Origin of the sequence: Streptomyces sp. HUAS ZL42 (genome assembly GCF_040782645.1) — a bacterium.
Classification (GTDB): Bacteria; Actinomycetota; Actinomycetes; order Streptomycetales; family Streptomycetaceae; genus Streptomyces.
The window spans coordinates 6,021,672-6,045,559 of record NZ_CP160403.1 but is presented as its reverse complement, the minus strand read 5'-3'; the positions used below and the strand labels follow the sequence as shown (position 1 = coordinate 6,045,559).

General features: G+C 69.6%; 21 protein-coding genes and 1 pseudogene. 15 read left to right on the top strand and 7 right to left on the bottom strand.

Going from position 1 to position 23,888, the window contains the following annotated elements:
• Positions 1 to 10: 10 nt before the first annotated feature.
• A complete protein-coding gene (locus ABZO29_RS27785; protein ID WP_367322899.1) occupies positions 11 to 1,168 on the bottom strand; it encodes an acyl-CoA dehydrogenase family protein in 1,158 nt (385 codons plus the stop codon).
• 130 nt (positions 1,169 to 1,298) lie between these two features.
• The gene (locus tag ABZO29_RS27780; RefSeq protein WP_367322898.1) at positions 1,299 to 1,895 is read right to left on the bottom strand and encodes a TetR/AcrR family transcriptional regulator; all 597 of its coding nucleotides are present in this window, start codon (positions 1,893 to 1,895) and stop codon (positions 1,299 to 1,301) included.
• A gap of 86 nt (positions 1,896 to 1,981) precedes the next feature.
• Between ABZO29_RS27780 and ABZO29_RS27775 the strand changes: the two genes are divergently transcribed.
• From ABZO29_RS27775 to ABZO29_RS27730, 10 genes are all read left to right on the top strand, one after another.
• Positions 1,982 to 3,598 carry a carboxyl transferase domain-containing protein gene (locus tag ABZO29_RS27775; RefSeq protein ID WP_367322897.1) on the top strand — a complete coding sequence of 539 codons (1,617 nt, stop codon included), beginning with the start codon at positions 1,982 to 1,984 and terminating at the stop codon, positions 3,596 to 3,598.
• A gap of 11 nt (positions 3,599 to 3,609) precedes the next feature.
• Entirely contained in the window at positions 3,610 to 5,640 is a 2,031-nt protein-coding gene (locus tag ABZO29_RS27770) for a biotin carboxylase N-terminal domain-containing protein (protein ID WP_367322896.1), read from the top strand.
• Positions 5,637 to 6,596 carry a hydroxymethylglutaryl-CoA lyase gene (locus tag ABZO29_RS27765; protein WP_367322895.1) on the top strand — a complete coding sequence of 320 codons (960 nt, stop codon included), beginning with the start codon at positions 5,637 to 5,639 and terminating at the stop codon, positions 6,594 to 6,596. Before ABZO29_RS27770 ends, ABZO29_RS27765 begins: the two co-directional genes overlap by 4 nt.
• 5 nt (positions 6,597 to 6,601) lie before the next feature.
• Positions 6,602 to 7,762, top strand: coding sequence for an acyl-CoA dehydrogenase family protein (locus ABZO29_RS27760; protein WP_367322894.1), 1,161 nt, complete (start codon positions 6,602 to 6,604; stop codon positions 7,760 to 7,762).
• A 134-nt stretch (positions 7,763 to 7,896) separates the two neighbouring features.
• Positions 7,897 to 8,949, top strand: coding sequence for an ABC transporter substrate-binding protein (locus ABZO29_RS27755; RefSeq protein ID WP_367322893.1), 1,053 nt, complete (start codon positions 7,897 to 7,899; stop codon positions 8,947 to 8,949).
• Between the two features lie 34 nt (positions 8,950 to 8,983).
• Positions 8,984 to 9,820 (top strand): siderophore-interacting protein, encoded by an 837-nt coding sequence (locus tag ABZO29_RS27750; protein WP_367322892.1) that lies wholly within the window; start codon positions 8,984 to 8,986, stop codon positions 9,818 to 9,820.
• Between the two features lie 163 nt (positions 9,821 to 9,983).
• Positions 9,984 to 11,426, top strand: a complete 1,443-nt coding sequence (gene desA, locus ABZO29_RS27745) for a lysine decarboxylase DesA (protein WP_367322891.1) — start codon at positions 9,984 to 9,986, stop codon at positions 11,424 to 11,426.
• The gene (locus ABZO29_RS27740) at positions 11,410 to 12,702 is read left to right on the top strand and encodes a lysine N(6)-hydroxylase/L-ornithine N(5)-oxygenase family protein (RefSeq protein ID WP_367322890.1); all 1,293 of its coding nucleotides are present in this window, start codon (positions 11,410 to 11,412) and stop codon (positions 12,700 to 12,702) included. The genes desA and ABZO29_RS27740 overlap by 17 nt, the downstream gene beginning before the upstream one ends.
• Positions 12,699 to 13,229: a GNAT family N-acetyltransferase gene (locus tag ABZO29_RS27735; protein WP_367322889.1), complete on the top strand. Its 531-nt coding sequence runs from the start codon at positions 12,699 to 12,701 to the stop codon at positions 13,227 to 13,229. The genes ABZO29_RS27740 and ABZO29_RS27735 overlap by 4 nt, the downstream gene beginning before the upstream one ends.
• Positions 13,226 to 14,995, top strand: a complete 1,770-nt coding sequence (locus ABZO29_RS27730) for an IucA/IucC family siderophore biosynthesis protein (protein WP_367322888.1) — start codon at positions 13,226 to 13,228, stop codon at positions 14,993 to 14,995. Before ABZO29_RS27735 ends, ABZO29_RS27730 begins: the two co-directional genes overlap by 4 nt.
• Before the next feature lie 56 nt (positions 14,996 to 15,051).
• Here the strand turns inward: ABZO29_RS27730 and ABZO29_RS27725 are convergent, their stop codons facing one another.
• Entirely contained in the window at positions 15,052 to 15,237 is a 186-nt protein-coding gene (locus ABZO29_RS27725) for a hypothetical protein (RefSeq protein ID WP_367322887.1), read from the bottom strand.
• Between ABZO29_RS27725 and ABZO29_RS27720 the strand changes: the two genes are divergently transcribed.
• Entirely contained in the window at positions 15,236 to 16,123 is an 888-nt protein-coding gene (locus tag ABZO29_RS27720) for a DUF4429 domain-containing protein (RefSeq protein WP_367322886.1), read from the top strand. The two genes, ABZO29_RS27725 and ABZO29_RS27720, sit on opposite strands and share 2 nt — an antisense overlap.
• Before the next feature lie 57 nt (positions 16,124 to 16,180).
• Here the strand turns inward: ABZO29_RS27720 and ABZO29_RS27715 are convergent, their stop codons facing one another.
• Positions 16,181 to 17,404 carry an RNA-guided endonuclease InsQ/TnpB family protein gene (locus tag ABZO29_RS27715; RefSeq protein WP_367322885.1) on the bottom strand — a complete coding sequence of 408 codons (1,224 nt, stop codon included), beginning with the start codon at positions 17,402 to 17,404 and terminating at the stop codon, positions 16,181 to 16,183.
• 327 nt (positions 17,405 to 17,731) lie between these two features.
• Positions 17,732 to 17,926 (bottom strand): annotated as a pseudogene (locus tag ABZO29_RS27710) (phosphoesterase); the annotation flags it as partial.
• 93 nt (positions 17,927 to 18,019) lie between these two features.
• Between ABZO29_RS27710 and ABZO29_RS27705 the strand changes: the two are divergent.
• Positions 18,020 to 18,277, top strand: a complete 258-nt coding sequence (locus ABZO29_RS27705) for a hypothetical protein (RefSeq protein ID WP_367322884.1) — start codon at positions 18,020 to 18,022, stop codon at positions 18,275 to 18,277.
• Positions 18,278 to 18,320: 43 nt separating this feature from the next.
• Positions 18,321 to 20,138 carry a glutamine--fructose-6-phosphate transaminase (isomerizing) gene (glmS, locus tag ABZO29_RS27700; protein WP_367322883.1) on the top strand — a complete coding sequence of 606 codons (1,818 nt, stop codon included), beginning with the start codon at positions 18,321 to 18,323 and terminating at the stop codon, positions 20,136 to 20,138.
• A gap of 171 nt (positions 20,139 to 20,309) precedes the next feature.
• On the opposite strand, the gene ABZO29_RS27695 is transcribed toward glmS, so the two are convergent.
• Positions 20,310 to 20,876, bottom strand: a complete 567-nt coding sequence (locus ABZO29_RS27695) for a GPR1/FUN34/YaaH family transporter (protein WP_367322882.1) — start codon at positions 20,874 to 20,876, stop codon at positions 20,310 to 20,312.
• A gap of 150 nt (positions 20,877 to 21,026) precedes the next feature.
• Entirely contained in the window at positions 21,027 to 21,554 is a 528-nt protein-coding gene (locus ABZO29_RS27690) for a universal stress protein (RefSeq protein WP_367322881.1), read from the bottom strand.
• A gap of 312 nt (positions 21,555 to 21,866) precedes the next feature.
• Between ABZO29_RS27690 and ABZO29_RS27685 the strand changes: the two genes are divergently transcribed.
• Entirely contained in the window at positions 21,867 to 22,139 is a 273-nt protein-coding gene (locus ABZO29_RS27685; RefSeq protein WP_367322880.1) for a hypothetical protein, read from the top strand.
• A gap of 377 nt (positions 22,140 to 22,516) precedes the next feature.
• Positions 22,517 to 23,767 carry a helix-turn-helix domain-containing protein gene (locus ABZO29_RS27680; protein ID WP_367322879.1) on the top strand — a complete coding sequence of 417 codons (1,251 nt, stop codon included), beginning with the start codon at positions 22,517 to 22,519 and terminating at the stop codon, positions 23,765 to 23,767.
• Positions 23,768 to 23,888 lie beyond the last annotated feature (121 nt).

The following is a 23,888-nucleotide window of genomic DNA, read 5'->3' as shown; positions in this document are numbered from 1 at the left end:
TGCGGTGGGCTTACAGACCCATGTCCTTCGCGATGATCGACTTCATGATCTCGCTGGTGCCGCCGTAGATGCGGTTGACGCGGTTGTCCGCGTACAGGCGGGCGATCGGGTACTCGTTCATGAAGCCGTAGCCGCCGTGCAGCTGGAGGCAGCGGTCGATGACGCGGTGGGCGACCTCGGTGCAGAACAGCTTGGCGCTCGCGGCCTCGGCCGGGGTCAGCTCCCCGGCGTCGAGGGCCTCCGTGGCGCGGTCGGCGACGGCCTCGGCCGCGTCCACCTCGGCCTGGCAGGCGGCCAGCTCGAACTTGGTGTTCTGGAAGGCGGCGACCGGCTGGCCGAAGACGACACGGTCCTGGACGTACTGCTTGGTGAACCGGATGGCCGCCTTGGCCTGCGCGTACGCCCCGTAGGCGATGCCCCAGCGCTCGGAGGCGAGGTTGTGGCCGAGGTAGTAGAAGCCCTTGTTCTCCTCGCCGAGCAGGTCCTCGACGGGCACCTTGACGTCGACGAACGCCAGCTCGGCGGTGTCGGAGGTCTTCAGGCCGAGCTTGTCCAGCTTGCGGCCGACGGAGTAGCCCTCGGCCTTGGTGTCCACGACGAAGAGGGAGATGCCGTGGCGGCGGTCCTCGGCGGTGGGCGCGGCGGTGCGCGCGCAGACGATCATGCGGTCGGCGTGGACGCCGCCGGTGATGAAGGTCTTGGCGCCGTTGAGGACGTAGTGCGTGCCGTCCTCGGAGAGCTTGGCGGTGGTCTTCATGCCCGCGAGGTCGGAGCCGGTGCCCGGCTCGGTCATCGCGATCGCCCACATCTCCTCACCGGAGACGAACTTCGGCAGGAACCGCTTCTTCTGCTCGTCGCTGGCGAGCATCTTGATGTACGGCAGACCGAGCAGCACGTGCACGCCGGAGCCGCCGAAGGTCACGCCCGCGCGGGCGGTCTCCTCGTAGAGCACGGCCTCGAACTTGTACGAGTCGATGCCGGCGCCGCCGTACTCCTCGTCGACGCGTATGCCGAAGACGCCCAGCTCGGCGAGTTTGTAGTAGAACTCGCGCGGCGCCTGGCCCGCGGCGAACCACTCGTCGTAGACGGGAACGACCTCGGCCTCGATGAAGGCCCGGAGGGTCTCCCGAAACGCCTCGTGATCCTCGTTGAACACCGTACGGCGCACGCCGCCACCTCCACGTACGTCAGTATGTCTAAGCGCTTGCTCAGACTTACCGTACCGGCGAGTATCAACACGCGTCCAGACCAGACGATCCGTAACGCTCGTCACGTACGTTTGATCAAGGTCGGGTCGCTCAGTCCGCCTGCGCCGCCGCGAACGCCCCCCGCGCCATCCGGTGCAGCAGCTCCGCGGTCGCCCCGCGCCCCGGCAGTGACCCGGGGCGGCCAAGGTGTGGCGTGGAGTTCAGCAGCCCGAACACCGAGTGCACCGCAGACCGCGCCGTCGGCTCCGCCAGGCCCGGGTACACCTCCCGCACCACCTCCACCCACAGCTCGACGTACTGCCGCTGCAGCTGGCGCACGAGCTTGCGGTCGCTGTCCCGGAGGCGGTCCAGCTCGCGGTCGTGCAGGGTGATGAGGGGGCGGTCGTCGAGCGCGAAGTCGATGTGCCCCTCGATGAGCGAGTCGAGGACCGCCTCGGCCGGCACCCCGTCGGCCTCCTGCAGTCGCCGCTTGGCACCGGTCAGCAGCTGACCGCTGATCCCCACCAGCAGCTCCGCGAGCATCGCGTCCTTGCCCGCGAAGTGGCGGTACAGACCCGGCCCGCTGATGCCGACCGCGGCCCCTATCTCGTCCACACCGACGCCGTGGAAGCCGCGTTCGGCGAACAGCCGCGCGGCCTCCTTGAGGATCTGCTCGCGACGGGTGGGGGCGTCGGTTCTGGTGGCCATGAAGGCAATTCTAGACAGGGAGGTTAGCGGTCGTTAACCTGAAGGAAATGCGTTAACGCTCATTAACAAGGTGAGGGGATCGCAGGATGCAACAGGCACCGGAGCTGACGAGCGCGGCGGACCCCGCGTCGGAGGCCTTTCGGGCCAACGAGGAGGCGCACCGCGCCCTCGTCGAGGAGCTGCGCGGCAAGCTCGCCGCGGCCCGGCTCGGCGGCGGCGAGAAGGCCCGCGCGCGCCACACCGCGCGCGGGAAACTGCTGCCGCGCGACCGCGTGGACACCCTCCTCGACCCGGGCTCGCCCTTCCTAGAGCTGGCCCCCCTCGCCGCCGACGGGATGTACGACGGACAGGCCCCCGCCGCCGGAGTCATCGCCGGGATCGGCCGGGTCAGCGGACGCGAGTGCGTGATCGTCGCCAATGACGCCACCGTCAAGGGCGGGACGTACTACCCGATGACGGTGAAGAAGCACCTGCGCGCGCAGGAGGTGGCCCTCGAGAACCGGCTTCCCTGCGTCTACCTCGTGGACTCCGGGGGCGCCTTCCTGCCCATGCAGGACGAGGTCTTCCCCGACCGCGAGCACTTCGGCCGCATCTTCTACAACCAGGCCCGCATGTCCGGCGCCGGGATCCCCCAGGTCGCGGCCGTCCTCGGATCCTGCACCGCAGGCGGGGCGTACGTCCCCGCCATGAGCGACGAGGCCGTCATCGTCCGCAACCAGGGCACCATCTTCCTCGGCGGCCCCCCGCTGGTGAAGGCCGCCACCGGGGAGGTCGTCACGGCCGAGGAGCTCGGCGGCGGCGACGTCCACGCGCGCGTGTCGGGCGTCACCGACCACCTCGCGGAGGACGACGCCCACGCCCTGCGCATCGTCCGGAACATCGTCGCCACGCTGCCCGCACGCCAGGCGCTGCCCTGGGCGGTGGAGCCCTCCGTCGAACCCAAGGCGGACCCGTACGGGCTGTACGGCGCGGTGCCCGTCGACTCCCGCACCCCCTACGACGTACGCGAGATCGTCGCGCGCGTGGCCGACGGCTCCCGCTTCTCGGAGTTCAAGGCCGAGTTCGGGCAGACCCTGGTCACCGGCTTCGCCCGGATCCACGGTCACCCGGTCGGGATCGTCGCCAACAACGGCATCCTGTTCTCCGAGTCCGCCCAGAAGGGCGCCCACTTCATCGAGCTGTGCGACCAGCGCGGAATCCCGCTGGTGTTCCTCCAGAACATCTCCGGCTTCATGGTCGGCAGGGACTACGAGGCGGGCGGCATCGCCAAGCACGGCGCCAAGATGGTCACGGCCGTGGCCTGCACGCGCGTGCCCAAGCTGACGGTCGTCGTCGGCGGGTCGTACGGCGCCGGCAACTACTCCATGTGCGGCCGGGCCTACTCCCCCCGCTTCCTGTGGATGTGGCCCAACGCCAAGATCTCCGTGATGGGCGGCGAGCAGGCCGCCTCCGTCCTCGCGACCGTCAAGCGCGACCAGCTGGAGGCGCGCGGGGAGTCCTGGCCCGCGGAGGAGGAGGAAGCCTTCAAGGCGCCTGTCCGTGCGCAGTACGAGCGTCAGGGGAACGCTTACTACGCGACGGCCCGCCTCTGGGACGACGGGGTGATCGACCCGCTCGAGACCCGGCAGGTGCTGGGCCTGGCTCTGACCGCGTGCGCGAACGCCCCGCTGGGCGAACCCGCCTTCGGCGTCTTCCGGATGTGAGGAGGGGACCCATGTTCGACACAGTGCTCGTGGCCAACCGGGGCGAGATCGCGGTGCGCGTCATCCGTACGTTGCGGTCGATGGGCGTGCGCTCGGTCGCCGTCTTCTCCGACGCCGACGCCGACGCCCGGCACGTCCGCGAGGCCGACACGGCCGTACGGATCGGTCCGGCCCCGGCGGCGCAAAGCTATCTGTCGGCCGAGCGGCTCCTCGACGCGGCCGCGCGGACCGGCGCGCAGGCCGTCCACCCCGGGTACGGCTTCCTCGCGGAGAACGCCGGCTTCGCGCGCGCGTGCGCCGACGCCGGGCTGGTCTTCGTCGGGCCGCCGGCGGACGCGATCTCCCTCATGGGCGACAAGATCCGGGCCAAGGAGACCGTGCGGGCGGCCGGGGTGCCGGTGGTGCCCGGGTCGAGCGGCAGTGGACTGACGGACGGCCAACTCGCCGACGCAGCCCGCGAGATCGGCATGCCCGTGCTGTTCAAGCCGTCCGCGGGTGGTGGCGGCAAGGGCATGCGGCTGGTCAGGGACCCTCAGAGGCTGTCCGACGAGATCGCGGCCGCCCGTCGTGAGGCCCGCGCCTCCTTCGGCGACGACACGCTCCTCGTCGAGCGGTGGATCGACCGGCCCCGCCACATCGAGATCCAGGTCCTGGCGGACGGCCTCGGAAACGTCGTTCACCTGGGCGAGCGCGAATGCTCCCTGCAGCGCCGGCACCAGAAGATCATCGAGGAGGCGCCGAGCGTGCTCCTCGACGAGGGGACCCGGGCCGCTATGGGCGAGGCGGCCGTGCAGGCGGCCCGCTCCTGCGGTTACCGGGGCGCGGGCACGGTGGAGTTCATCGTCCCCGGCGGCGACCCCTCCTCGTACTACTTCATGGAGATGAACACCCGTCTCCAGGTGGAGCACCCGGTCACCGAACTCATCACCGGCCTGGATCTGGTGGAGTGGCAGCTGCGGGTGGCGGCGGGCGAGCAACTGCCGTACAAGCAGGAGGACATCACTTTCACCGGCCATGCCGTCGAGGCCCGCGTCTGCGCCGAGGACCCTTCGCGCGGCTTCCTCCCGTCGGGCGGCACGGTGCTCCGGCTGCGCGAACCCCAGGGCCACGGCATCCGCACCGACTCCGGGCTCAGCGAGGGCACGGAGGTCGGCAGCCTGTACGACCCGATGCTGTCCAAGGTGATCGCGTACGGCCCGGACCGGGCGACCGCGCTGCGCAAGCTCCGGGCGGCCCTCGCGGAGACGGTCACGCTGGGCGTGCAGACGAACGCCGGGTTCCTGCGGCGGCTGCTGGCGCATCCCGCGGTCGTGGCGGGCGAGTTGGACACGGGCCTGGTGGAACGGGAGGTCGACTCCCTGGTCCCGGGCGAGGTGCCGCACGAGGTCTACGCCGCGGCGGCGCTGCTGCGCCGGGCCGCCGCCGGCCCGGCGCAGGGCTCCGGTTGGGTCGACCCGTTCTCCGTTCCGGACGGCTGGCGCCTGGGCGGCGAACGGGCCTGGACGGAACACCATCTGCGGGTGGCAGGGCATGACCCGATCACCGTCCGCGTGCGCAGCACGCCGGACGGCGCGGTCGAGGTGCTGCCCGACGGCGCGGAGACGCCCCTGCGGGGGTACGGGGGCCGGCCCCCGGGCCCGGGAGCGGAGGCACGGTTCACCTTCCACCTCGACGGCGCCGCCCACACCTTCGCCGCCCTGCCGGAGGGCACCTGGCTGGGCCGCGACGGCGACGCCTGGCACGTGCGCGACCACGACCCGGTCGCCGCGTCGCTCGGCCGGGCCGCGCACTCCGGTGCCGACTCGCTCACCGCCCCCATGCCCGGCACGGTCACCGTCGTGAAGGTCGCCGTCGGCGACGAGGTGGCCGCCGGTCAGAGCCTGCTGGTCGTGGAGGCGATGAAGATGGAGCACGTCATCTCCGCCCCGCACGCCGGCACGGTCACCGAACTGGACGTGGCACCGGGCACGACGGTCGCCATGGACCAGGTGCTGGCGGTCATCACCCCGGCGGAGATCGCCCCGGGAGAGGAGGAGAAATGACGCTCCCCATGGTCGTACCGGCCCGGGATCTGCCCGCGCGCGTGCGGATCCACGAGGTCGGCGCGCGTGACGGCCTGCAGAACGAGAAGTCGGCCGTACCGACCGAAATCAAGGCGCAGTTCGTCCGACGCCTCGCCGACGCGGGCCTGACGACGATCGAGGCGACCAGCTTCGTCCACCCGAAGTGGGTGCCCCAACTCGCGGACGCCGAGCAGCTGTTCCCGCTCGTGAGCGACCTCCCGGTGGCCCTGCCCGTCCTCGTGCCCAACGAGCGGGGCCTGGACCGTGCCCTGTCGCTCGGGGCGCGGCGCGTCGCCGTCTTCGCCAGCGCCACCGAGTCCTTCGCGAAGGCCAACCTCAACCGCACGGTGGACGAGGCGCTGGCGATGTTCGAGCCGGTGGTGGCCAGGGCGAGGGCGGAGCAGGTGCACGTCCGCGGCTACCTTTCCATGTGCTTCGGCGACCCTTGGGAGGGGCCGGTGCCGATCCCCCAGGTCGTCCGGGTCTGCAAGGCCCTTCTCGACATGGGCTGCGACGAACTGAGCCTGGGCGACACCATCGGGGTGGCGACCCCGGGGCACGTCCTCGATCTCCTGACGGCGCTCAACGGCCGGCGGATCCCCACCGCCGCCCTGGGCGTGCACTTCCACGACACGTACGGCCAGGCCCTCGCCAACACCCTGGCCGCGCTCCAGCACGGCGTCACCACGGTCGACGCCTCCGCGGGCGGCCTCGGCGGCTGCCCGTACGCCAGGTCCGCCACCGGCAACCTCGCCACCGAAGACCTCGTGTGGATGCTTCAGGGTCTCGGCATCGACACCGGAGTCGACCTCGGCCGCCTCGTCGCCACGAGCGTGTGGATGGCCGAACAACTGGGCCGACCCAGCCCGTCCCGCACCGTCCGAGCCCTGTCCCACCAGGACAGCGAGGCCTACGAGGCCAACGAGGAGCACTGACCACCATGGACTACCGACTCTCCCCCGAACTGGAAGAACTCCGCCGTACGGTCGAGGAGTTCGCGCACGAGGTCGTGGCGCCGAAGATCGGCGAGTACTACGAGCACCACGAGTTCCCGTACGAGATCGTCCGCGAGATGGGCCGGATGGGCCTGTTCGGGCTGCCGTTCCCGGAGGAGTACGGCGGCATGGGCGGCGACTACCTGGCCCTGGGCGTGGCCCTGGAGGAACTGGCCCGGGTCGACTCCTCGGTGGCGATCACGCTGGAGGCGGGGGTGTCGCTGGGCGCCATGCCGATCCATCTCTTCGGCACCGAGGAGCAGAAGCGCGAGTGGCTTCCGCGGCTGTGCACGGGCGAGATCCTGGGTGCCTTCGGCCTGACGGAGCCGGACGGCGGCAGCGACGCCGGAGCCACCCGGACGACGGCCCGGCTGGACCCGGAGACGAACGAGTGGGTGATCAACGGCACGAAGTGCTTCATCACCAACTCGGGCACGGACATCACAGGGCTGGTGACGGTCACCGCGGTCACGGGCCGCAAGCCCGACGGCGGCCCCCGCATCTCGGCGATCATCGTCCCGTCCGGCACCCCGGGCTTCACGGTGGCCGCCCCTTATTCCAAGGTCGGCTGGAACGCCTCGGACACCCGCGAGCTGTCCTTCGACGACGTGCGGGTTCCGGCGGCCAACCTGCTGGGCGAGGAGGGCCGCGGCTACGCGCAGTTCCTGCGCATCCTGGACGAGGGCCGTATCGCGATCGCCGCGCTGGCCACGGGGCTGGCCCAGGGCTGTCTGGACGAGTCCGTGAAGTACGCGAAGGAACGCCACGCCTTCGGCCGCCCCATCGGCGCCAACCAGGCGATCCAGTTCAAGATCGCCGACATGGAGATGAAGGCCCACACGGCCCGCCTCGCCTGGCGCGACGCGGCCGCCCGCCTGGTGTCCGGCGAGTCCTTCAAGAAGGAGGCGGCCCTGGCGAAGCTGTACTCGTCGACGATCGCGGTCGACAACGCCCGCGACGCCACGCAGATCCACGGCGGCTACGGCTTCATGAACGAGTACCCGGTCGCCCGTATGTGGCGCGACTCCAAGATCCTGGAGATCGGCGAGGGCACGAGCGAGGTCCAGCGGATGCTGATCGCCCGGGAGCTGGGGCTGGTGGGCTGAGGACCTTCGCAGAGCACGGCATCCGCACGGGTTCGAGGCCGGGATGCCCCGCCCTCTGGACATCAGGTGAGGTTAGGCTAACCTACCTTCGAATCGTCCGCGGCTGATCCGCCCTGTTCGAAGGCAGCATGCCCATGTCCAACGCCAGCGCCACCCACCTCACCCGCCGCGGCATCCTCGCCGCGGGCGGCGCCCTCGGCCTCGGTGCCGTGCTCGCAGCCTGCGGCGACGACGACGCGAAAAGCGGTGGCTCGGGCTCGACCGCGAGCGCTGCCGCCAAGTCCGGTCCCTGGTCCTTCAAGGACGACCGCGGCCAGACCGCCAAGGCCGACAAGATCCCGTCGAACATCGTCGCGTTCGTGGGTGTCGCCGCCGCGCTGTACGACTACGGCATCCAGGCCAAGGGCGTCTTCGGCCCGACCAGGACCACGGACGGCAAGGCCGACGTCCAGGCCGGCGACATGGACATCAGCAAGGTGACGATCCTCGGCAACGTCTGGGGCGAGTTCAACGTCGAGAAGTACGCGGCCCTCACCCCGGACCTCCTCGTCTCCACACTGTTCGACAACGTCGGCACCCTCTGGTACGTCCCGGAGGAGTCGAAGAAGAAGATCGAGGCCGTCGGCGCCCCGAGCGTCGGCATCTCCGTCTACGACCGCCAGCTGGCCGAGCCGCTGCAGCGCATGTTGGAGCTCGCCAAGTCGCTCGGCGCGGACGTGACTTCCGCCAAGGTCACCGAGGCGAAGAAGCGTTTCGAGGACGCGGCCGCCCGGCTGCGCGCCGCCGCCAAGGCCAAGCCGGACATCAAGGTGCTGGCGGGTTCCGCGAGCCAGGAGCTGTTCTACGTCTCCGGCTCCAACCTCTCCGTCGACCTCGAGTACTTCAAGGCTCTCGGCGTGAACTTCGTCGAGCCCCCGGAGTCGGCGAAGAAGCAGGGTGGTGGCTGGTACGAGTCGCTGAGCTGGGAGAACGTCGACAAGTACGCGGCGGACATCATCATGATGGACAACCGGACGTCGGCGATCCAGCCGGATGCGATCACCGAGGCGACCTGGAAGAAGCTGCCCGCGGTGAAGGCGGGACAGGTCATCGCCCGTAACCCCGAGCCGATCCTGTCCTACGACAAGTGCACGCCTCTGCTCGAGGAGCTGGCCGAGGCGCTCGAGAAGGCGAAGAAGGTCAGCTGAGACCCCGCCCCCTGACAACAACTCAGGAGCTCTGATGACTACGGCCGTTGCCGCCCCGTTCCGTTTCTTCTCCCTTCGAGTCGTGCGGACGCGGCGGCTCGGGTCGTCTCTTGTGCGGGTCAGCTTCACCGGGGAGGACCTGCGGTACTTCTTCTCCCAGGGGCGTGACCAGTCACTGTCGCTGTTCCTGCCGCATCCGGGGCAGAGCGAGCCGCAGGTCCCGGTGGAGCTCGGGGACGGCTGGTGGCAGGGGTGGCGGGAACTGCCCGACGACGTACGGGCCGTGATGCGGTCGTACACCTTGCGCGCACTGCGGCGGGATCCCGACGAGATCGACATCGACTTCGTGCTGCACACTCCGGCCGGACCGGCCTCGCAGTGGGCCTCCCGGGCAGGCACCGGTGACCGGGTCCTGCTGCTCGGGCCCGCGATCGCGGACAACCGGGCCATCCGTTTCCGGCCGCCCGAGGACACCGATCTCGTCGTGCTCTGGGGGGACGAGACGGCCCTTCCGGCGATCTCGGCGATCCTCGAATCGCTGCCGGCCGGGCAGCGGGCGCGGGTCTGGCTGGAGGTCCATGACGCCGGGAACATCCAGGACCTGGTGACCGAGGCGGACGCCGAGATCACCTGGCTCGTCCAGGAACACAGTCGTACCGAGGGGTCCCCCACGACCCTCGGCGCCCTTCGCGATGCCCGGCTTCCCCCCGCCGAGCGGCCGTACGTCTGGATCGCCGGCGAGTCGGGGTGCGTGAAGGAGCTGCGGCGGCACTTCGTCGGCGAGCGGGGGATCGACCGGCGCCGCGTCACCTTCGTCGGGTACTGGCGCCAGGGGCTGACGGAGGAGCAGCTGCGCGAGTCGGACAAGTAACTGCACGTCCGCGCACGGGAGTTACCGACAAGTACAGACGTGATCACAGTCACGGGGGGGCGGCGTTTCGGTCGCTGCAACTTAGGTTAGGCTAACCTAAGTTTACCGAGGCTCCGTCCCTCTTCCGTCCCGCACGGACCGTCCCCACCGGAGGACCCCCACGATGCGCTCGCACCTGCTCAATGACACGACCGCGGAGCTGTACCGCCGCTCCGTGACCGAAGGCGTCGAGCGGGTGGCCGCCAAAATCGCAGCCACCGACCGTCCGTTCACCGGCGTCACGGTCGACGCCCTCGCTCCCCGCATCGAGGGGATCGACCTCGACAAGCCACTGCACGACACCGCGGCCGTGCTCGACGAGCTCGAGGAGGTCTACCTCCGCGACGCGATCTACTTCCACCACCCCCGCTACCTCGCCCACCTCAACTGCCCGGTCGTCATCCCGGCCGTACTCGGCGAGGCCGTCCTGTCCGCCGTCAACTCCTCCCTCGACACCTGGGACCAGTCGGCCGGCGGCACCCTGATCGAGCGCAAGCTCATCGACTGGACTGCCGACCGCATCGGCCTGGGGCCGGCCGCCGACGGCGTGTTCACCTCCGGGGGCACCCAGTCCAACCTCCAGGCGCTGCTGCTCGCCCGCGAGGAGGCAAAGAGCGACTCGAACGCCCGGCTGCGCGTCTTCTCCTCCGAGGTCAGCCACTTCAGTGTGAAGAAGTCGGCGAAACTGCTCGGCCTGGGCCCGGACTCCGTGGTCTCCGTCCCCGTCGACCACGACAAGCGCATGCAGACGGTCGCCCTCGCCCACGAGCTGGAACGCTGCAAGAAGGACGGCCTCGTCCCCATGGCCGTCGTCGCCACCGCCGGCACCACCGACTTCGGCTCCATCGACCCGCTGCCCGAGATCGCCGAGCTGTGCGCCCAGTACGGGGTGTGGATGCACGTGGACGCCGCCTACGGCTGCGGGCTGCTCGCCTCCCTGAAGCACCGGGACCGCATCGACGGCATCGAGCGCGCCGACTCGGTCACCGTCGACTACCACAAGTCCTTCTTCCAGCCGGTGAGTTCGTCCGCCGTGCTGGTACGGGACGCCGCCACCCTGCGCCACGCGACCTATCACGCGGAGTACCTCAACCCCCGCCGCATGGTCCAGGAGCGCATCCCCAACCAGGTCGACAAGTCCCTGCAGACCACCCGCCGCTTCGACGCGCTCAAGCTGTGGATGACCCTGCGGACCATGGGCGCGGACGGCATCGGGCAGCTCTTCGACGAGGTCTGCGACCTGGCGGCGGAGGGCTGGAAACTGCTGGCCGCCGACCCCCGCTTCGACGTCGTGGTCCAGCCGAGCCTCTCCACCCTCGTCTTCCGCTACATCCCGGCCGCCGTCACCGACCCCGCCGAGATCGACCGCGCCAACCTGTACACCCGCAAGGCCCTGTTCGCCTCCGGTGACGCGGTGGTCGCGGGCACCAAGGTGGGCGGCCGCCACTACCTGAAGTTCACCCTGCTCAACCCCGAGACCACGACGGCCGACATCGCCGCCGTCCTCGACCTCGTCGCCGGCCACGCCGAGCAGTACCTGGGAGACTCCCTTGACCGCGCTTCCTGAACCCCGAGTGCACACCTACGACTTCGTGGGCATCGGGCTCGGCCCCTTCAACCTCGGCCTGGCCTGTCTCACCGAGCCCGTCGCCGAACTCGACGGCGTCTTCCTGGAGTCCAAGCCCGACTTCGAGTGGCACGCCGGCATGTTCCTCGACGGCGCCCATCTGCAGACGCCGTTCATGTCGGACCTGGTCACCCTGGCCGACCCGACGTCGCCGTACTCCTTCCTGAACTACCTGAAGGAGCAGGGCCGGCTGTACTCCTTCTACATCCGCGAGAACTTCTACCCGCTCCGGGTCGAGTACGACGACTACTGCCGCTGGGCCGCGAGCAAGCTGAGCAGCCTCCGCTTCGACACGACGGTCGCCGAGGTGACGTACGACGAAGGGGCCGGGCACTACCTCGTGCGTACGGAGGCCGGGGAGGTGTACCGCGCCCGTCATCTCGTCCTCGGCACCGGCACGGTCCCCTTCGTTCCCGAGGCGTGCCAGGGGCTCGACGGCGGTCTCTTCCACACGGCGCAGTACATGCACCGCAAGGCGGAGCTGCTGACCAAGAAGTCCATCACGATCGTCGGCAGCGGCCAGAGCGCCGCGGAGATCTACTACGAGCTGCTCTCCGAGATCGACGTCCACGGCTACCGGCTCAACTGGGTCACCCGCTCCCCGCGGTTCTTCCCGCTCGAGTACACCAAGCTGACGCTGGAGATGACGTCCCCGGACTACATCGACTACTTCCGCGCGCTGCCGGAGGAGACCCGCTACCGGCTGGAGAAGCAGCAGAAGGGCCTGTTCAAGGGCATCAACTCGGACCTGATCGACTCGATCTTCGACCTCCTCTACCAGAAGAACGTCACGAGCGGCGGCCGCCCGGTCCCCACCCGTCTGCTCACCAACTCCTCCCTGAACAGCGCGCGTTACGAGGACGGGACGTACACGCTGGGCCTGCACCAGGACGAGCAGGGCAAGGACTTCGAGATCGAGACGGAGGGCCTGGTGCTGGCCACCGGCTACCACTACGAGCCGCCGGCCTTCCTCGAGCCGGTCCGCGACCGCATCCGTTTCGACGGCCACGGCCGCTTCGACGTGGCCCGCAACTACTCGATCGACACCACCGGCCGGGGCATCTTCCTGCAGAACGCCGGCGTGCACACGCACAGCATCACATCCCCCGACCTGGGCATGGGCCCGTACCGCAACAGCTACATCATCCGTGAGCTGCTCGGCACCGAGTACTACCCGGTCGAGAAGACCATCGCGTTCCAGGAGTTCGCCGTATGACGTTCGCCTTCCGCCTGCTCGACCCGCTGAAGGACGCCGAGCTGCTGCACGCCTGGGTCACCCATCCCAAGGCCGCGTTCTGGATGATGCAGGACGCCAAGCTGGAGGACGTCGAGCGCGCCTACATGGACATCGCCGCCGACGAGCACCACCACGCCCTGCTCGGCCTGCACGACGGCGGGCCCGCCTTCCTGATGGAGTACTACGACCCCGCCCACCGTGAGCTGGTCGGCCTCTACGAGCCGCAGCCGGGCGATGTCGGCATGCACTTCCTGGTCGCCCCCACCGACCGGCCGGTGCACGGTTTCACCCGGGCCGTCATCACCGCCGTGATGGCGCACCTCTTCGAGGACCCGGCGGTGGAACGCGTCGTCGTCGAGCCGGACGTGTCCAACAAGGCCGTCCACGCCCTCAACGAAGCCGTCGGTTTCGTGCCCGAGCGCGAGATCCGGAAGCCGGAGAAGAAGGCGCTGCTGAGCTTCTGCACCCGGGCACAGTTCGTCGCCGCGACGGGGGTGCCCGCATGAGCCTCGCCGACGCGGTGGCGCACCTCTCCCCCGAGAACTGGGAGAAGGCCAACCGCCTGCTGGTCCGCAAGGCGCTCGCGGAGTTCGCGCACGAGCGCCTGATCACCCCGGAGAAGGACGGCGACGAGTACGTCGTACGCGGTGACGACGGGCTGACCTGCTACCGCTTCACGGCCGTCCTGCGCGCCCTGGACCACTGGCAGGTCGAGGCCGGCTCGATCACCCGCCACCGCGACGGGACCGAGCTCCCGGTCGCCGCCCTGGACTTCTTCATCGAGCTGAAGCAGACCCTGGGCCTGAGCGACGAGATCCTTCCCGTGTATCTGGAGGAGATCTCCTCCACCCTCTCCGGCACCTGCTACAAGCTCACCAAGCCGCAGGTTCCGGTGGCCGAGCTGGTCCGCTCCGGCTTCCAGGCCATCGAGACCGGCATGACCGAGGGCCACCCCTGCTTCGTCGCCAACAACGGTCGGCTCGGGTTCGGCATCCACGAGTACCTGTCGTACGCCCCCGAGACCGCGAGCCCCGTCCGGCTGGTGTGGCTGGCCGCGCACCGCTCGCGGGCGGCGTTCACGGCGGGTGTGGGCATCGAGTACGAGTCCTTCGTACGGCAGGAACTGGGGCCGGAGACGGTCGACCGCTTCCACGGCCGGCTCACCGACCGGGGCCTCGACCCCGCCGACTACCTCCTCATCCCGGTCCACCCCTGGCAGTGGTGGAACAAGCTGACCGTCACCTTCGCCGCCGAGGTCGCCCGCGGGCACCTGGTCTGCCTGGGCGAGGGTGACGACGAGTACCTGGCCCAGCAATCCATCCGGACCTTCTTCAACCGGTCGCACCCCGAGAAGCACTACGTGAAGACGGCCCTGTCCGTCCTCAACATGGGCTTCATGCGGGGTCTCTCGGCGGCCTACATGGAGGCCACCCCGGCGATCAACGACTGGCTGGCCCAGCTCGTCGACAACGACCCGGTATTGAAGTCGACGGGCCTGTCGATCATCCGGGAGCGGGCGGCCGTCGGCTTCCGGCACCTGGAGTACGAGCAGGCCACGGACCGCTACTCGCCGTACCGCAAGATGCTGGCCGCGCTGTGGCGGGAGAGCCCGGTGCCGTCCCTCCAGGAGGGCGAGAGCCTGGCCACGATGGCCTCCCTCGTGCACGTCGACCACGAGGGCGCGTCCTTCGCCGGTGCGCTGATCTCCCGGTCCGGTCTGCCGCCGACGCAGTGGCTGCGCCACTACCTGCGGGCGTACTACACCCCGCTGCTGCACAGCTTCTACGCCTACGACCTGGTCTTCATGCCGCACGGCGAGAACGTGATCCTGGTCCTGAAGGACGGGGTCGTCCGGCGCGCGATCTACAAGGACATCGCCGAGGAGATCGCTGTCATGGACCCGGACGCGGTGCTGCCGCCCGAGGTGCAGCGCATCCGCGTCGAGGTCCCCGAGGACAAGAAGCTCCTGTCGATCTTCACGGACGTCTTCGACTGCTTCTTCCGCTTCCTTGCCGCCAACCTCGCGACCGAGGGGATCCTGAAGGAGGACGACTTCTGGCGGACCGTCGCCGAGGTCACCCGCGAGTACCAGGAGTCCGCGCCCGAACTGGCCGACAGGTTCCGGCAGTACGACATGTTCGCCCCCGAGTTCGCCCTGTCCTGCCTCAACCGGCTCCAGCTGCGCAACAACCGGCAGATGGTGGACCTGGCGGACCCGTCCGGCGCCCTGCAACTGGTAGGAACCCTGCGGAACCCCATCGCGGGGTTCTGACCCGAACCGACGGGCACCCCGGAGTACGGTCCTCCGGGGTGCCCGTCAGCTTGTGATCAACTCGTCGGCGAGGAGACCTGGGGCGACTTGTAGTACCTGACCCCGAGCGCGTCCCAGCGCGGCCCCTGCGCCTCCGGCCGCGGGAAGGCCATGTACTCGATGTCCGCGCCCCGGGCGCCGGTGCCGCTCCGACCGTGAAGACTCCTGCCGCTGCCACGAACCGGTGAAACAATCTCCCTCATGGCGGAAATCATCCAGAAAGACGGCACGTGGGTCTTCGACGGTGACGCGCTGCGGCTGACGCCCGGTCGGGACAAGAACGTCAGTCTGTTCCGGAAGGAACTGGGTGAACTCGTCGTCCCGCTGGGCGCGTTGGCCGGTGTCTCGTTCGAGCAGGGCAAGAAGACCGGGCGGCTGCGGCTGCGCCTGCGCGACGGCGCCGACCCGCTGCTGCACGCGACCGGCGGCCGGCTCACCGAGCCCAACGACCCCTACCAGCTGATCGTCGAGTCCGACCGGTACGGCGTCGCCGAGTACTTCACGGACGAGGTCCGCAACGCGCTGCTGCTCGACCAGGTTCCGTCCGACCCGGTGGACGGATACCTCCTGCCGGGCCCCCCCCTGCCGCTGTCGGTGTCCGCCGGGGACGGCACCGCGAGCTTCGACGGCGACCATGTGCGCCTGGAGTGGAACTGGAAGACGGAGGACGCCAAGGCCTCCGCGGGCGCCCGGACGCTCGCCGTCACCGACATCACCGCAGTGGAGTGGCATCCGGCGGCCGGTCTGGAGAACGGCTATCTGCGCTTCACCGTGCGCCACGCGCCCACCAAGGCCCCGCCGAAGTACGACCCCGACTCCGTGGAGCTGTGGGGCTTCAAGAAGGACCCGCTGATGGCCCTGATCGCGGCGGCCGTGCAGGCGCGGCTCCCGCATCCGGCCGCGGCCGCCACCACGGACGTACGGCCGCCGAAGCACGAGTCCCCGGCACGGCTCCCGGCCGCCCGCGGCGAGGACAACCACGACGCCCTGCTGCGGCGGCTGCGCGAGCTCGGCGAACTGCACCGCGACGGAGTCCTGACGGACGAGGAGTTCACCGCGGCCAAACAGGCGGTCCTCAAGCGCATTTGACTTGCTCCTCGCCCTGAAGGGCGAGGATCCTGGCCTTCCCTACCGGTTGCTGTGCCGCTACGCGGCACGGTTTCCGGTGGGGAATCCGTGGCTTCCTGTTTCTTCGCGCTGTGCCGGGACTGCTCCCGGTCTTACCTGCGCTCCACAGGCCGATACCGCCAGTCCGGCGGCCGTCTTCACATTGATCGCGGCGTTGGTGTCCCGGTCGTGGACGGTGCCGCAGGCGGTACAGGTCCATTCCCGCACGCTCAGGGGTTTGGGCCCGTCCACGATGCCGCAGGTTGAGCAGGTCTGGGAGGTCGGTGTGAACCGGCCGATGGTCACCAGGGTGCGGCCGTACCGTTTTGCTTTGTACTCCAGCATGCTGATGAACTGTGCCCATCCGGCGTCGTGCACGGACTTGGCCAGCCTTGTGCGAGCCAGAGCCTTCACCGACAGGTCCTCCACGGCGATCCCTTGGTTCTCGGAGATCAGCTTCGTGGAGAGCTGGTGGTGAAATTCGCGGCGCGCATCAGCGACCTTGGCATGGGCACGGGCGACCTTCAGGCGGGCCTTGGTGCGGTTGTTTGATCCCTTCTGCTTGCGGGACAGCTCGCGCTGGGCCTTCTTCAGCTTCTTCTGCGCACGCCGGAGGAAGCGCGGGGAGTCGATCTTCGTGCCGTCGGACAGGACGCCGAAGTGTGCGAGGCCGAGGTCGATGCCGATGGTGCGGTCGGTTGACGGCATCCGCGTCTGGTCGGCAGTGGGGTCGGTTTCGATGACGAAGGACGCGAAGAATCTGCCGGCCGCGTCCTTGATGACGGTGACCGAGGACGGTGTGGCGGGCAGGGTGCGGGACCACTTCACCTTCACGGCGCCGATCTTCGGCAGGTTCAGACGGCCACTGCCGGTGATGCTCCAGCGGGCGTTGGCGGTGAACCGGACCGACTGCCGGGCGTCCTTGCGGGACTTGAACCGGGGCGGGCCCACCTTCGGTCCCTTGCGGGTGCCGTTGAGTGAGGCGAAGAAGTTGCGGCAGGCGGTCTCGGCGTCCCGCAGGGACTGCTGCAAGACGACGGCGGAGACCTCGCCCAGCCAAGACCGCTCGGCTGTCTGCTTGGCTTCGGTGATCAGTGTCCGGGACAGCTGACCGGCCGTCGGGAACGGCAGACCTGCTGTGCGGGCGTCCTCGCGAGCGCGGACCGCGTCGTTGAACACGACGCGGGCGCACCCGAACGCCCTGGCCAGCGCGGCCTGCTGAGCGGCGTCGGGGTACAACCTGAAGGCGTACCGGAGCTGCATGACGATCACACTAGGCAAGTCGAACCCACGTCGTCACCGGGAACATGCGAGCGACCCGTCACCGTCACGAAGCAGGGTCCGGCTCCTCCGGAACGCCACCACGACGCTCCGCGTCGCGACCACAGGATTCGCTTCACCCCGGCCTGAAGGCCGGACGAATGAATCCCGGTAGCGCACGCGGGACCAGGCGACCGTCTCGTTCTGCTTGGCGCCGTCCTTGAGGCAGATGAACGACTTCACCGAGTCGACCTCGTTCTCGTGCCCCTCGTACGAGTCCGGTGCAGTGAACGCGTACAGGCTGCGGCCCGCCGCACCCGCCGTCACGTCGAACGGCGCGACGAGGGAGCCGTCGACCGTCTCGGCCGTGGGGGCGGTGCGCTGCGTCGGAAATGCGGCCTGGGCGACGGCGCCCGGCACGAACGCGCCACCCGCGACGGCGCCCGGCGTGACCGCGCCGCATCTGATCATCGTGCGCCGCGAGAACCTGGCGCGCAGGTATTCGTGCTGCTCGGCCATGCTCATGCGCTCGGTTCGACCAAGGAGTTTCCGCACACACCTGCCCGAAATCGGGCAGGTTTCTTGCGAAACCGCCGCCGGTACCCCAGGATCTACCGGGTGCACGACGAACTTGTTGATCATTTGACGCGGTCCACGCCCCTCAACCGGGGCGAGGCGCTGCGTGTGATCCAGGACGTGCTCGCCTACTTCGACGAGACGACCGAGGAATACGTCCGTCGCCGCCACCGCGAGCTCCAGGCCCAGGGCCTGGTGAACGCGGCGATCTTCGAACGGATCGAGGCGGATCTCAAATATCGGGCCGTCGCACCGCCGGAGCTTACGCTGAGGCAGCTGCGCCGCATGGTCTACGGCTGAGACCACCCGGTCCATACTGTCCACAACTGAGGAATACGTATATATGTGCGGAATCGTCGGATACATCGGGAAGCGTGACGTGGCACCCCTCCTGCTGGAGGGCCTGCAGCGCCTGGAGTACCGCGGCTACGACTCGGCCGGCATCGTCGTCACCTCCCCGAAGACGGCCGGCCTGAAGATGGTCAAGGCCAAGGGCCGGGTGCGCGATCTGGAGGCCAAGGTCCCGGCGCGCTTCAAGGGCACCACCGGCATCGCCCACACCCGCTGGGCCACCCACGGCGCCCCGTCCGACGTGAACGCCCACCCGCACCTGGACCCCGAGGGCAAGGTCGCCGTCGTCCACAACGGCATCATCGACAACGCGTCGGACCTGCGGAAGAAGCTCGAGGCGGACGGCGTCGAGTTCCTCTCCGAGACCGACACCGAGGTCCTCACCCACCTCATCGCCCGCTCCCAGGCCGAGAAGCTCGAGGACAAGGTCCGCGACGCGCTGCGCGTGATCGAGGGCACGTACGGCATCGCCGTGATGCACGCCGACTTCTCCGACCGCATCGTGGTGGCCCGCAATGGCTCCCCGGTCGTCCTCGGCATCGGCGAGAAGGAGATGTTCGTCGCCTCGGACATCGCCGCCCTGGTCGCCCACACCCGCCAGATAGTGACGCTCGACGACGGCGAGATGGCCACCCTCAAGGCCGACGACTTCCGTACGTACACCACCGAGGGCACCCGCACGACCGCCGAGCCGACCACCGTGGAGTGGGAGGCCGCGTCGTACGACATGGGCGGCCACGACACCTACATGCACAAGGAGATCCACGAGCAGGCCGACGCCGTGGACCGTGTGCTGCGCGGCCGCATCGACGACCGCTTCTCCACCGTGCACCTCGGCGGCCTGAACCTGGACGCCCGCGAGGCGCGCCAGATCCGCCGCGTGAAGATCCTCGGCTGCGGCACCTCGTACCACGCGGGCATGATCGGCGCCCAGATGATCGAGGAACTGGCCCGCATCCCGGCGGACGCCGAGCCGGCCTCGGAGTTCCGCTACCGCAACGCGGTCGTGGACCCCGACACCCTTTACGTGGCCGTCTCGCAGTCCGGTGAGACGTACGACGTGCTGGCGGCCGTCCAGGAGCTGAAGCGCAAGGGCGCTCGGGTCTTCGGCATCGTCAACGTGGTCGGCTCGGCGATCGCACGGGAGGCGGACGCCGGCATCTACGTCCACGCGGGCCCGGAGGTCTGCGTGGTGTCGACGAAGTGCTTCACGAACACCACGGTCGCCTTCGCCCTCCTCGCGCTCCACCTGGGCCGCACCCGCGACCTCTCGGTCCGCGACGGCAGGCGGATCATCGAGGGCCTGCGCAAGCTGCCCGCCCAGATCGCCGAGATGCTGGAGCAGGAGGAGGAGATCAAGAAGCTGGCCGAGCAGTATGCCGACGCCCGCTCGATGCTCTTCATCGGCCGCGTCCGGGGCTACCCGGTGGCGCGTGAGGCCTCCCTGAAGCTCAAGGAGGTCTCCTACATCCACGCCGAGGCCTACCCGGCCTCCGAGCTCAAGCACGGTCCGCTGGCGCTCATCGAGCCCGCCCTGCCGACGGTCGCCATCGTCCCGGACGACGACCTGCTCGAGAAGAACCGCGCGGCCCTGGAGGAGATCAAGGCCCGCAGCGGCAGGATCCTCGCGGTGGCCCACCAGGAGCAGGAGAAGGCCGACCACACGATCGTCGTCCCGAAGAACGAGGACGAACTGGACCCGATCCTGATGGGCATCCCGCTCCAACTCCTCGCGTACCACACGGCCCTGGCCCTGGGCCGGGACATCGACAAGCCGAGGAACCTCGCGAAGTCGGTGACGGTGGAATAGGAATTCCACCCACGGCGGAAGCGATAATTGAGCAACCCCCACGGCGAGCAAGCACCTCCGTGAGAGCGGCGCCGGTTCAGGCGCAAAAACAGACCCCCACGTGTTGCCACCAAACACGGGGGGTCCGTTCTCATCGCCGGGGCCGCCCAACGCCCCGGCGTCCGCTGCCGATCAGCCCGTGGCCGTCACACCTCGGCCGGCAGCGCGCCTGGGAAGTGCCGTCGGCCAGTGGGCCAACGCGGCGGTCGCCGCGTACCAGGCCACCGCCCCCGCCGCGACGGCGAACCAACCACCGACCTTGGCCAGGCCGTCGTTGTCGGCGAAGCGGCCGATGGCGAGAAGCACCAGGGAGACGAAGAACAACCCGTAGGCCCCCTGCCCGAGTTGGTCGCCACCCGCGAGCGTGAGGGACAGCGCCACGAGGCCGAACAGCAGCAGGAACAACCCCGCCGCATTGTCGGAGACCGACGCGTCGGCGGAAACGGCCCAGGTGAACCAGAAGGCCCCGAGGGCCACATACGCCGTACCGGCCGCGGCGTCACGGTCGCGGAGCGCCATCAGGCCGGCGACGAACAGGGCGATACCGCCCACGTACTGGGCGATTGACACGGCGTCGGCCACTGTCACGCCGTCGATCACGTCGGTGTACCCCAGCCCGAAGGCCAACAGGGTGACACCCAGGGCAAGTCGGCCGACCACGGTGGTGATTCCGCTTCCCGCAGAGACGTCGTTGTCCACGGCGGGCTCCCTTCGTGCAGATGCAGTTGTGCGGTGACCGGTATATGCCCTTCACAAGAGCACAAACACATCTACGCACGAGTAGATTTGCGCGACGCACAAAGGAAGTCGACGTTGCCCATGGTGCATCTCACCAGGGCCGACGGCGAGTTACGGAATGACAACGACGGGCCGCTTGGCCCGCTTGGCGAGCCGTCCCGCGACGGAGCCGAAGATGCGCCCCACGATGCCGTGCGTGGAGCCCACGACGATGGCGTCGGCCTCGTACTCCCGGCCCACCTCTTCGAGTTCGTGGCAGATGTCGCCGCCGCGCTCGACGAGGATCCACGGCACCTCGGCGAGGTACTCCGCGCAGGCGAGCTCGAGACCGAGGACCTCGGTCCGGTGGTCGGGAACGTCCACGAAGACGGGCGGCTCACAGCCGGCCCACACCGTGGTGGGCAGCCGGTTGGCGACGTGCACGATGATCAGGCCCGAGCGGGAGCGGTCGGCCATGCCGATGGCGTACGCGAGGGCACGTTCACTGGACGTGGAGCCGTCGAAGCCGACGACGACGCCGTGCTTGAAGGCGGGATCGCAGGTGGGGCGTGTCTCTTCCGCCGCCAGGGGATCGGCCGCCGTGGGGTCGGCGACCGGCCGCTTGCGGTCCGCGGGTTCGAAGAATTCGTGACCGGCCATGGCTGTCTCGGGGTTGTGATCCTTTATGGGTGGGGACGACAGTGTGCGGCGGAGCTGTGTCCGGGAATCATCTTCCCAACCCCATACCCCCAAGGGTACGGCGGCACGCCTCCTTAGCCCAGATCCCCCGCACGGTCCGCGCGGGTTCCCCGGAGCATGCACGAGGGGGCGCCCGTAACGCAATGGTTGCTGCGCCGTACAGGCGGTTTGCGCAGGGTTCACTCATCCACGGGCGGGCAGGTCGGCCCCGTGGGTGACCCGACCGCCGGGACGCGCGTTGTTCCCGGCGAGCCACCGCCCCAGGGAGCCTCCATGCAGCCCGCCCCGCCCTCGTCCCGCCCGGCCACCGAGGCACGCCCCGCCGAGGACACCGTGTCCGACTTCCTGCGCTGGGCGGCCTTCAGCTGTGTCCTCGTGCCGGTGGTGCTGCTCTGCCACGGCGCATCTTTCGCGGGCGCCCTCAGCGCCGCGCTCGGCCTGGCCGCCGTCACCGTCGCCTGCCGGTTCCTGCTGCGCGAATCCCAGCGCGGTGCGCGGGTCCGCCGAGGCGCACGTCACACTGGTGGAAACACACCGGTCGGCTGACCGGTTTCCGCGCACGCGCCCGTATCTTTTCAGCCAACTTCTGGCGGGCCCGCATCCCTTGCCCCGACCACCCCCCACCCCCCGTTCCACCTGCACGGAAAGGGCCTCCAGGGCCCCGCGCACCCTACGTGGATTGGCCACCGCGACAAGGCGCACTTCCCTGCACGGCCCACGAGTGCAACGCTTCGTGATCGAATGCTTCACGCCAAGTTGCCAAGTCGACAATCTGCCGGGTGGTGAACTGGCCACGCCGGCATCACGCGACACAGTAGATTCGATCTTGACTGTCTACGGCGGGGGACTCGTGCAGGACCGAGGGGAAACGTGCAGGAGCGACACAACCGAGGAGCCGCGACCACCGAGGGGGGCTTAGCAGTATGAGCCACGACTCCACTGCCGCGCCGGAAGCCGCGGCCCGGAAGCTTTCCGGGCGACGCCGCAAGGAGATCGTCGCGGTGCTGCTGTTCAGCGGCGGCCCCATCTTCGAGAGTTCCATTCCGCTGTCGGTGTTCGGGATTGACCGCCAGGACGCCGGCGTGCCGCGCTACCGCCTTCTGGTGGCGGCCGGCGAGGAAGGCCCGCTGCGGACCACAGGGGGCCTGGAACTCACCGCGCCACATGGCCTGGAAGCGATCTCGCGAGCCGGCACGGTCGTCGTGCCGGCCTGGCGTTCGATCACTTCTCCGCCACCGGAGGAGGCGCTCGACGCACTGCGCCGGGCGCACGAGGAGGGCGCCCGCATCGTCGGGCTGTGCACGGGCGCCTTCGTTCTGGCGGCGGCGGGTCTGCTGGACGGCCGCCCCGCGACCACACACTGGATGTACGCGCCGACGCTGGCCAAGCGCTACCCGTCGGTGCACGTGGATCCGAGAGAGCTGTTCGTCGACGACGGCGACGTGCTGACGTCCGCCGGTACGGCCGCCGGAATCGACCTCTGTCTCCACATCGTGCGGACGGACCACGGAAACGAGGCGGCGGGCGCGCTGGCCCGGCGACTCGTCGTCCCGCCGCGCCGGGCGGGCGGCCAGGAGCGCTACCTCGACAGGTCTTTACCCGAGGAGATCGGCGCCGACCCGCTCGCCGAGGTCGTCGCCTGGGCGCTGGAGCACCTCCACGAGCAGTTCGACGTGGAGACGCTGGCGGCGCGCGCGTACATGAGCCGGCGTACGTTCGACCGCCGTTTCCGCTCGCTGACGGGAAGCGCGCCGCTGCAGTGGCTGATCACGCAGCGGGTGCTGCAGGCGCAGCGCCTCCTGGAGACGTCGGACTACTCGGTGGACGAGGTGGCGGGCCGGTGCGGATTCCGCTCCCCCGTCGCGCTGCGGGGTCACTTCCGCCGCCAGCTGGGCTCGTCCCCGGCCGCCTACCGGGCCGCGTACCGCGCCCGCCGGCCGCAGGGCGACAGGCCGACGGACGGCGAGGCACCCGCGGCGCCGCCCGGCGGACCCGGTGCGCTGACCTCCTCCGGCGCGCAGGTCACCCTGCACCCGGAGAGCGCGGTCCCGATGCAGACCCGTCGCACACCGGCGGCCAGCACGGTCGGCCCGGGCCCGGTCTCCCCGGAGCACGCCCGCGAGGCATACATCACGAGCCGCGCGAGCGTGCCGGGGCAGCGCAGCGGGGCGTGAGCGGTTGAGGGGGTTCAGGGGCGGAGCCCCTGAACCCCCTGACCTGTGGAACGAGGGTCCGGGGGCGAGGCGCCCGGCAGCGTCCGCACAGCCAGGGGGGGCACCCGACAGACGGACGTCA